This is a genomic window from Acidobacteriota bacterium (genome assembly GCA_026393755.1).
GTDB lineage: Bacteria > Acidobacteriota > Vicinamibacteria > Vicinamibacterales > JAKQTR01 > JBAXOX01.
Map to the genome: position 1 here is coordinate 95,343 of JAPKZO010000036.1, position 9,268 is coordinate 104,610.

At 65.1% G+C, this 9,268-nt stretch carries 8 protein-coding genes; 4 read left to right on the top strand and 4 right to left on the bottom strand.

Annotated elements, in window-relative coordinates; genetic code table 11:
• Positions 1–5: 5 nt before the first annotated feature.
• On the bottom strand, positions 6–3,482 hold the full coding sequence (locus tag NTV05_15735; GenBank protein MCX6545851.1) for a TonB-dependent receptor: 3,477 nt from the start codon (positions 3,480–3,482) through the stop codon (positions 6–8).
• 238 nt (positions 3,483–3,720) lie between these two features.
• Positions 3,721–4,602 carry a DUF3014 domain-containing protein gene (locus NTV05_15740; GenBank protein MCX6545852.1) on the bottom strand — a complete coding sequence of 294 codons (882 nt, stop codon included), beginning with the start codon at positions 4,600–4,602 and terminating at the stop codon, positions 3,721–3,723.
• A gap of 155 nt (positions 4,603–4,757) precedes the next feature.
• On the opposite strand from NTV05_15740, the gene NTV05_15745 reads away from it, so the two are divergent.
• Both NTV05_15745 and NTV05_15750 read left to right on the top strand, forming a co-directional pair.
• The gene (locus tag NTV05_15745) at positions 4,758–5,009 is read left to right on the top strand and encodes a hypothetical protein (protein MCX6545853.1); all 252 of its coding nucleotides are present in this window, start codon (positions 4,758–4,760) and stop codon (positions 5,007–5,009) included.
• 5 nt (positions 5,010–5,014) lie between these two features.
• Positions 5,015–5,662 carry a YigZ family protein gene (locus NTV05_15750; protein ID MCX6545854.1) on the top strand — a complete coding sequence of 216 codons (648 nt, stop codon included), beginning with the start codon at positions 5,015–5,017 and terminating at the stop codon, positions 5,660–5,662.
• Here the strand turns inward: NTV05_15750 and NTV05_15755 are convergent.
• Both NTV05_15755 and NTV05_15760 read right to left on the bottom strand, forming a co-directional pair.
• Positions 5,619–6,152 carry a MerR family transcriptional regulator gene (locus NTV05_15755; GenBank protein ID MCX6545855.1) on the bottom strand — a complete coding sequence of 178 codons (534 nt, stop codon included), beginning with the start codon at positions 6,150–6,152 and terminating at the stop codon, positions 5,619–5,621. The two genes, NTV05_15750 and NTV05_15755, sit on opposite strands and share 44 nt — an antisense overlap.
• 94 nt (positions 6,153–6,246) lie before the next feature.
• Positions 6,247–7,332 (bottom strand): integron integrase, encoded by a 1,086-nt coding sequence (locus NTV05_15760; GenBank protein ID MCX6545856.1) that lies wholly within the window; start codon positions 7,330–7,332, stop codon positions 6,247–6,249.
• Positions 7,333–7,919: 587 nt separating this feature from the next.
• Here NTV05_15760 and NTV05_15765 point away from each other — a divergent pair.
• Complete coding sequence (locus NTV05_15765; GenBank protein MCX6545857.1) at positions 7,920–8,732, top strand: hypothetical protein; 813 nt, start codon at positions 7,920–7,922, stop codon at positions 8,730–8,732.
• A gap of 32 nt (positions 8,733–8,764) precedes the next feature.
• Positions 8,765–9,148, top strand: a complete 384-nt coding sequence (locus tag NTV05_15770) for a hypothetical protein (protein ID MCX6545858.1) — start codon at positions 8,765–8,767, stop codon at positions 9,146–9,148.
• The last annotated feature ends 120 nt before the right edge of the window (positions 9,149–9,268 follow it).

The following is a 9,268-nucleotide window of genomic DNA, read 5'->3' on the forward strand; positions in this document are numbered from 1 at the left end:
CCGGATTAGAAGCTCACGCGCGCAATGATCTGCACGCTGCGCATGGATCGTATCGAGACGACCCTGCCGAAGGTTGGTGAATTGACCACCGTATCGATCGAGCCCCACTGGGGCATGTTCAGCACGTTGTTCGCCTGGATGCGCAGCGAAATGCTCCGGTTGCCCAGATAGCGCATGCTCTTCGACAGCGACATATTGAGCGTCGTGGTGGACGGGCCCGTAATCAGATTCCGGGCCGAGTTGCCAAACGTGCCCGCTGCCGGGATCGAGAACGCCGCCGTGTTGAAGAACATCGCCATCGTGGGATTCGACAGGTCGATCGCCGCGCCGTTGTAGTCGGCCCGCAGCGTCCCATTGGTGCCGCGGCTGATGTCGGAGGACGCGCCGATCACCCTGGCCGTGAACGGACTCCCCGTGGCGTAGGACATCGTCGCGTTCAGAATCCAGTCGCCGACGATCGCGTTGAGCACGCCGTCGCGCTTCAGCCACTTGCGGCTTGCGCCGAAGGGGAGTTCCCAGGCGAAGTCGGCCGACACGCGATGGCGCTGATCGAAACTCGATCGGCTCCACTCGGCGGCCAGATCCTGGTCATTCTGCGCCACCACGCCTCCACCGCCCCCGATCGACGAGGCATCATCCATCGACTTCGAAAGCGTATACGTGACGCCCCCGGAAAGACCCATCGACTGGCGCTTGCGCAGCCTCAGCGAGAGCGCGTTCATGATCGACGTGCTGCCGGACGACTCCCAGGTGAACGCCTGCACGTTCGGGATGCGCAGGCCGCTCGGCCCCCGGTTCGGCGCACGGAGCAGATCCAGCGACGCACCCTTCGTGCCGGTGTAGGTCACACCGGCCGACAACGTCCGATTGAGCTCGCGTTGCACGTCCACGTTCCAGATTTGCACGTACCCGATGCGGTAGTTGGGATCGACGCCGAATGTATTGGTGGTCGTGGTCGCCGGCGGCGGCGTGGCGAAGACCGTTGCTAACGACAGCGGCGCAGTTGCCGCCCCGATGACGGTGTTTGTCACGGCGAACGGCGGCTGGCCCGCCAGTTTCTGCACGATCGACATGTAGGGCACCGACGCGTAGTTGATGCTGTACCCGCCGCGCACCGTCGTCTTCTGGTTGGCGCGCCAGGCGACGCCAAGGCGCGGCGCGACGTTGTTCCGGTCGGGATGGATAATCGTGAGCGGGAAGGCGCCGGTAAAGGGCCCCGTCTGACCGGCCTGCACCGAGGTTGCCGCCGAGAAGTCCGGGGGGACGTCAAGTGTGACGAGGCGGTTGCTCGCCTCCGTGTACGGAGATTGATACTCGTACCGCAGGCCGAGATTCAGCGTGATATTGCCCCTCAGCCGCCAGTCGTCCTGAAAGTAGGCCGAGAACGAGCGCGCGTGGAAGCTTTCAAGCCCAGGGCCGTATTGCAGCGCGGCCTGTTGGGGCATGCCCAACAGGAAGTCGGCAAAATCGAAGGCCGTCGACTTGATCGTACCTCCGCCCGAGTACAGACCCGTAAAGATAAAGCTGCCGCGCGCGTTGCCGCTGCTGCGATTCTCCGACAGCAGGCTCCGGAAGTCGCCGCCCCACCGCATCGTGTGCCTGCCCTTCATCTTCATCATCGAGCCGGTGACGGCGATGTTCTGATTGAGGCTTTGCGAGGGATTGACGTCGCGCAATGATGAGAGGCTCGAGAACGACAGCGTCGGCACGCCCCAGTCGAACGGATCAGTCGATACGCCTGCGATCCCCGCCCCGCCCGCGACATCGGTGACGCCGCCGAATTGATTGGTGGTCGCCGACTTGCTGCGGTTGAACGTCAGCGAGAGCGTGTTCAGCAGACCCCACTTGCCGAACGACAGATTGACCGGCACATCCCAGCCCGATCGGTGACTCTTGCCCTGCAGACTCGGGAATCCCGTCAATTGCGAACTGTCGGACCGGCTGAAGTGCACGCCGACATTCAGATTGACGACGTTGTTCATCATTCCGAGCATTCCACCGCCCCGGCCGCCACGCCCGCCGCCTCCGCCCGCCGCGCCGCCACGCCCGCCGCGGCCCCGGGGAGGGGGAGTGCCGAAGGTCCGCGTGAATCGGAAGTTGATGTCGTCGCCGTTGCTGATGGTCGTGCCCGCCCCGTGATAGTTCTGCGTGCTGCCTTCCTGATTCGGATCCGGGAAGTAATGGAGCAGAGCCGCCGCGGCGGGACTGATCCTGTCGGCGGGAATCCGGTTGGCCGGAAACGCGAGCCCCGTGAGGGGATCGATCACAGATGTTGACAGCGCGCCAAAGTTGCCGGCTCGGAACTCAAGACTCGGTACCACCGAGTACGAATCGAACAGATTGGACCCGTGGTTGCCTGAGTAGTTGACGAAGACCGACGAGCGCGTTCCGAGATCAAAGAGCCCGGGGATCTTCGCCGGTCCCCCGATGGCGAGACTGTAGCGCTGATTCATGAAGCTGGGCTGCTGCGTCGCCTGACCATTGAGCGCGTAGGGTTGCGCGTTGAGCATCGATCCGCCCAGCGTGTAGGACACCTGGCCGCTCGGCCGGTTGTTCCTGAGGTTGCCGATTCCGGCCCTGCCGCCGCCGCCCCGGCCGCCTCCGCCTTCACCACCGCCCCGACCACCAGCCCCGCCCCCGCCAAGCCCGAACGCTCCGGCCGCAAATCCACCGCCCACCTGACCCATGCCTGGCAGGCTGCCCTGGCCCGGCTGGCCTTCTCCTGCCAGGCCGCCCACGCCGCCGAATCCACCTTCGCCGCCCCGGCCGCCCTCACCCCGACCACCGAAGAGGAACGCGTCGTTCATCTGTGTGGTCGATCCGAATGTTGTCACTGATTCGGCGACCGATTCCGCCGTGAATCCCGCCGGCAGACTCAAGTGCTGCGCCACCGCCTGCGCGTCCTCAGAGGCACCAATCGCAGCGACATCGGCCGCCGCGGCCTGGTCGCGCTGGCCCGCCTGGCCGCGCTGGCCCGGTTGCGCCCCGGCGACCGGTGCCACGCGCTGAAATTGCTGACCGCCGGCCTGGGGTCGCTGCTGCACCGTGACTCGCGGCGGTGCGGCGACCGCAGTGGGAGTTGCCGGTGTCGCTGACGTGGCCGCGGCAGGCGCCCGCGAACTCAATGTCGTCGTCAACTCGACCTTTGCCTGGCAATCCGGACCGACAGAGACCGTCTTCGCGGCGTTGGCAAACGCGCTCAACTCGGCGAGTACGTCGTATTCCCCGGGGCCGGCCGGGTGAACCCGGAATGATCCGTCAAGGCCAGTCGACGTCAAAAGAGGGCTGCCGCCATCTTTGGGCACGACTGTGATGGCCACGCCAGGCAGCTTCGCCTGGCCGGCGGCGACGGTCCCGCTGATCGTGCACGCGGGAGCCGGAGCCGTCTGGGGCAGGGCCCCCTGGCTTTGCGCCACCACGACGGCATACGCGCTGGCCAGTTGCACCGCCGAAATCAGGAAGATGGAATGAGTCTTTTTCACATCGTCTCTCAGGATTCGTACCCGAGGCGCCGAACCATGGGGGCCGAAACACACGACCAGCGCAGACTTCGCGTGCCGCATTAGGAACTACGCCCGGCTGGAGTCAGTTGTTTCCCGGGTTCAAGTTTGTCACGAACTTGTCACGGTTTTCCATCCGCCCGCGATCGTCTTCTGAACCGGCGTGATCAGGACACCGATCAAGTGCAGGGGACCTCGAGACCACGCGCTGACGCGGCGGTCACTGTGGGACGGTAGGTTGTGGCCTGGCGGGCAGCCGCTTATCCGGGATGCCCAGTTCACGGGCGATCGCTCTCAGCTGGTCCTGGATGACCCGCTCGTTGCGAGGTCCCATTCTGAGCAGGTGCTTCTGGGCGGGCTCGAGCTGCTGAAGTTCAGCTCTCTGGAAGTCGTAAGAGAGGACCTTCTCGACCAGCGCGATCTCGCCCTCGATGACGGGCGCCTGCAGCAGGACGGTGATGGCACGCTCCGTCGCGCCGTCGATGTCGCCTTCGGGGTGCCCCAGCTCTCGGAAGGCGTCAACCATCCTCGGCTTGATCTTCGAGTAGACGCTGGCGAGTCCAGCCGGGTCGAGAGATGCCACCGCGTCGGCAATCCTCGTGTAGCGCAGATAGGAGCCCGGATCGATGACGAACGCTCCCCCGTTCCGCATCGCACGAAACGGCGTTCGCAGAGACAGGCGCGCCAGGTGCCTGGCCGGTGACTGTCCCGATGCGACATTGTCGATGCAGGCCACCAGACCACGAATGAGGCCGTCGGTGGCCAGCCACGCCATCACTTCCGGACGGGAAGACAAGCGACCGATCAGATCGCGAACCAGCGGATCGGTGAGAAACACGGGCGGCAGATCGATGGCATCGACCGGCGGGCCGAGCGGCGCTCGAACCTCCGCAGCGGGCTGCGCCGCCGGCTGAGTCGTTGCCACCGGCCGGTCTGACGCTGGCTTGCGGAACCAGAGGTACACCGTGACCAGTACGACAACGAGCAACGCGCACGCGATCAGGCCGACCGTGGATCGCGAACGACCCTGCGGAGGTGGAAGGACCGGGCCGTCCGGCGACTCGAGTCCGGAATCGATGCGGACGTCCTCCAGCGGATCCATGCGGCACCTCTCCCGTATTAGACGCCAAACGAGACTCCGGCGCCCCACAAAACGGTGGCGGCGGCGAAAAACCGGGGAATGTATGATGTCGGCATGACCTCCCTCATCCGCCACGTGATCGTCGTCTGCCCGGCCGCCGTTCACCAGGGCGCTTTGTGAACTCGGACAGCTCGCCGGCTCCAGCTCCGGCACCCGCCGCCACGCTCAAACTGCGTCTAACGCGTCCTCTGGCGCCGGGCGCGATCCGCGCACCAGGCGGCCCGGTTGTTCCGCTGCTGGGCATCGGCGCGGTGCTCTGGCTCCTGCTCCAGTCCAGATTCGTGGAAGCCGCAGCGGTTCTCGCGATCGCGGCCATCGCGTGCATGTACCATCGTGTCCCACGGCAGCTCCTGCCAGACCTGTTGTAAGCCCCATGCCAGAGCCCGCACGCTACCCGGTTCCGGCGGATCGACACCGCGTCGAGGACGAGATCAAGCACAGCCGCTTCATCACGACGATGGCGCGTGTCGAATCGGTCGAAGCCGCTGCCGCGTTTGTCGAGGAGATGAGGCGCGAGTTCACGGATGCCACGCACAACTGCTGGGCGTTTGTGGTCGGGCCGCCCGGCCAGTCGGGCCGGGTGGGGATGAGCGATGATGGCGAACCGCACGGCACCGCCGGCCGGCCGATGCTCTCGATCCTGCTGCACAGCGGTGTGGGCGATGTCGCGGCGGTGGTGACGCGGTACTACGGGGGCACCAAGCTCGGCACCGGAGGCCTGGTCCGTGCGTACGCCGGCGGCGTACAGAAGGCGCTCGCGACGATGCCTCTCGGCGAACACATCGAACTGGCGATGCTTGAGATCGTGGTGTCGTACGCGGCTGTTTCGGCGATGCAGCAGATCTTCCCGGCCTTCGAGGCGGAGGTGGTGACCGAAGCGTACGAAGCCGACGTGCGATACGAAGTGCGCCTGCCCGGCGCGAGCGTCGCAGGAATGCGCGCGGCGGTCCTGGACGCCACGCGCGGGCAGGCCCGGATTACGCTGTCTTCATCTTCCGGCTCCACTCCCGGATCCGCGTGATGTCGACTGGCGGGATGTGCAGGAATTCGAGGAATTCCTGGTGTTCCGCGGGGGCCGCCCGTTCGAACTCGGCGTGCCAGCGGTGCATGTCCGCCTCGCTGAATCCGGCCGCCTTCATGATTTCCACCCACTTGTCCTTGGTGACCATCTGATTCCTCCTGAAGCTGCGCGAGCCTTCAAGCAGGCGCAGGATATCGCGCTGATGACCCCTGAGCGCCTCGACCTCGGCATCGATCTCGCCCAGCCGGCGCTGCAGGACAGCAGATGCCCCGCTGCCGGGCCGGTCGAGCATCTTCCGGATGGCGGCCAGGCTGAGGCCCACCTTCCGGTACACACAGATCTGCTCCAGGCGCGCGGCGTCCTGGTCCGTGTACGCGCGGTAGTTGCCCTCCGTTCGCGGAGGGCGGCGCAGGAGCCCGATCGATTCGTAGTACAGCAGCGTGCTGCGACTCAGACCGAACCGCCGGGCCATCATCGTGACAGTCATCATCGCGTCTGACTCCAGAATGAACCTGTCAGTACTAGACAGGTCAAGTGTAGACTGGCGGGCAGGCGGAGGGAAGGCATCGAGAGCCTCCCTGTCGTCAGAGGCCGTCCGCCGGGCTTCGCACACCGAGCGCACCCCGCATCAAGACGTGCGTGTAGATCATCGTGGTGGCGACATCGCGATGTCCCAGCAGTTCCTGCACCGTGCGGATGTCGTAGCCGCTTTCCAGGAGATGTGTGGCGAACGAGTGCCGGAGCGAGTGACAGGTTGCGCGCTTTGTGAGACCTGCGGCGCGCACCGCCTCGATGACTGCGCGTTGAATGACGGATTCGTGCAGGTGAAAGCGCGTCGGTTCGCCCCATCGAGTATCCCTGCACACGCGCGAAGCGGGGAAGACGAACTGCCACGGCCATGACCTGTCCGCGTTCGGGAACTTCGCGGCCAGGGCGTCGGGCAACACGGCCCTGCCGAAGCCCAGGCGCAGGTCATCATTGTGTATGCGGCGCACCTCTTCCAAATGAATCGACAGGGGCTGTTGGGCGGAGGTGGGCAGGACCGTCTGGCGATCCTTGCGACCCTTGCCCTGCCTGACACTGATCTGGTTGCGGGCGACATCCACGTCTTTGATGCGCAGATCGAGACATTCCGAGAGTCGGAGACCGGCTCCGTAGAGCAGGAGGGCGACCAATCTCGGCGTGCCATGGAGATGGGCCAGGACGAGCCGCACTTCGTCGACCGAGAGGACCACCGGAAGACGGAGCGGGGTATGTGCACGGACCACGGTGGGCAGTGGATCGAGATCGCGGTTGATGATGACGCGATAGAGAAAGAGCAACGCGGAGAGGGCCTGGTTCTGGGTCGAGGCGCTGACGTGGTGGTCGGTTGCGAGCGACGACAGGAACAAGGCCACGTCGGGTGCCGCCATGGTACCTGGGTGGCGCTTGTTGTGGAAGAGGATGAACCGTCGGATCCAGCCGACGTACGCTTCTTCCGTCCGGTCGCTCAGGTGCCGGATGCGGCATGCCAAACGCACCTGGTCGAGGAGTTTGGGCGGACGAGGTTCGGCAGGTGGGCCGTCGTGCGGGGCAGTCGGTGGTCCTGACGCCGTCAGCGCGCCCGGGATCGAACCCGGCCTGGCTTCGCGGGATGGGTGGGCGTTCCGGGAGAGATTGGGTGGCTGCATGTCTTGGCCTGCTGGTGGCCTATTGCGAAGCGCGTGCCACCGCAGGACTGGGCCTGCGGGCCGCGTAATGTTCGACGTTCGGCATACCCGTGAACCTCTGGTGTTGCGGGAGGAGCGTGAGAGACAGACCGAAAGTCTGGGAGTTCACAGGTTCCCCAGCCTTCGGTGGTGCCGGCTGCCACGTACCCGTACGTGCTGTCCGGGGGAGTATGGGCATCGAAGGCCGCGTCGCCAGATCCTGCTGCTGGCAGATTCTGCGTACTCTTACGTTGGCGTCGGTATACAATTCGGCCACGTTTGGCCGTGCTCCCACCGCGCCACCTCGAACAGTCCGTAATCTGATTACGCTTGGGACGGCTGCAGCCTACACCAGCGAGCCGCCGCGTACCTGATTGGGGCAAGTGGCCTTCGCTGAGGGAGTTACCGCGCGCAGCCAACAACGGTGCGTAAGACAATACGCTGCGAACCGCTGCGGCATATAAGGAGAGAGCGCCGCCCGAACGCGGCGGGCTAATTACAAGTTCGGCGAACTTTCGAGGCGGGCTGTGGCTGAGAAGGCCACCGCCGATTGAAGGCGGGGAACGGAAATGATTCTGCCCATCCTTCTGCTCTTCTCCTTGATTGTCCTGGTCGTCCATTTTCTCGGGCTTCAGAGGTATGGTCGTGAAGCGTGGGCGCCCATTGCCGTCCCCGCGGCCATTGCCATGGTGACTGCCGGGACTGTGTCGTCCGCATGGCTCACCTACAGGGGCTTCGCGGAGTCGGCGCGAAACCCGCCCGTCGGTACTCTCGCGGCGGTGCAGGCTGTAAAGGACTTCTTGGCGCAGGCACAAGAGGCCGACCTCATTCTCGCCACCGTCGCAGCGATGATGGCGACAAGCACACTGCTCACGCGCCTGCGCACCGATGACGTCACGCCTCGGCTGGCAGGAGGTGTGTGGCGGTCAGTTGTCCTCTGGGTGGCGGCGATCTCGTTGATCATTGCCTCGCTGCTGATCGTGGTTGACGCGGTTCAGGTCCGTTACTTCGTGAACGCTCTAGAGTCCCGGTCCAGGGGAGATGCCATGGATGCCATGGCGGTCTCTCAAATGGCGGCCGCCATGCTGGTCGTCATGCTGCTCTGTGGTGTTGTCGTGACCGTGGGATCGGGCCTCGCCACCATCGTGGGGTTCTTCGCCACGAGGCGTGACAGGGCGTCCCGAGTGCAGAGTACGGCGGCCCGCGTGCTCCTCTGGATCCTGACCATTTACCTATGTGCTGCAAGCGTTGGTCATATCCTGAGTCTCTGGGATCTGCGGCGCGTCCCTGAAAGGCGCCTTGGGGGCGTGAGTGTCCAAGAGCCGCCGAACAACGCGCTGCACCCGACCAGCGCTGGTGGTATCGTGAGCGCCGGCGGGTGACCGCGGATCGTTGGCCGGACGGGACCCGAGACATGACGCGAAACACGCGAGACACCGTGGCGCGAGGATTAGCGACAGTGGTCGCGCCGATCGGGATGTACCACGGCTTCCAGGCCTTCGCCATTTTCGCGGACTTGTCGGCGGTCACCCATCGGTGGGTCTTGGCGTCAGGGGATCCAGACTTCCCCGCCGACTTCGAGCAATTTCGATTACTGGCGGCCATCCTGACCGTCCTGGTGGCGGGGCTAGGAGTGTCGACCGTGGTCGTTGCGATCAGCAGGCTCCTCGGACGCGGCTCCGCCACGCGATACTGGTCGGCGTTGACGATTCTCTCGCTCGTGGTGCATGCGCTCAGGCTGCTCGCTCAGCACATCGACCGGACGCTAACCGGGCAGTTAGCCTTGATGCGTCAATAACTACGCCGCGCGCGCGAGGGCCTGTTCGATTCGAGTGAAGGCGGTCCGCGTCGCGGGATTGTCGGTTAATCGTAGCACTGCGGTGCCAGCCGGGCGGAGCAGTTGCGCCGCTCGGTGAAA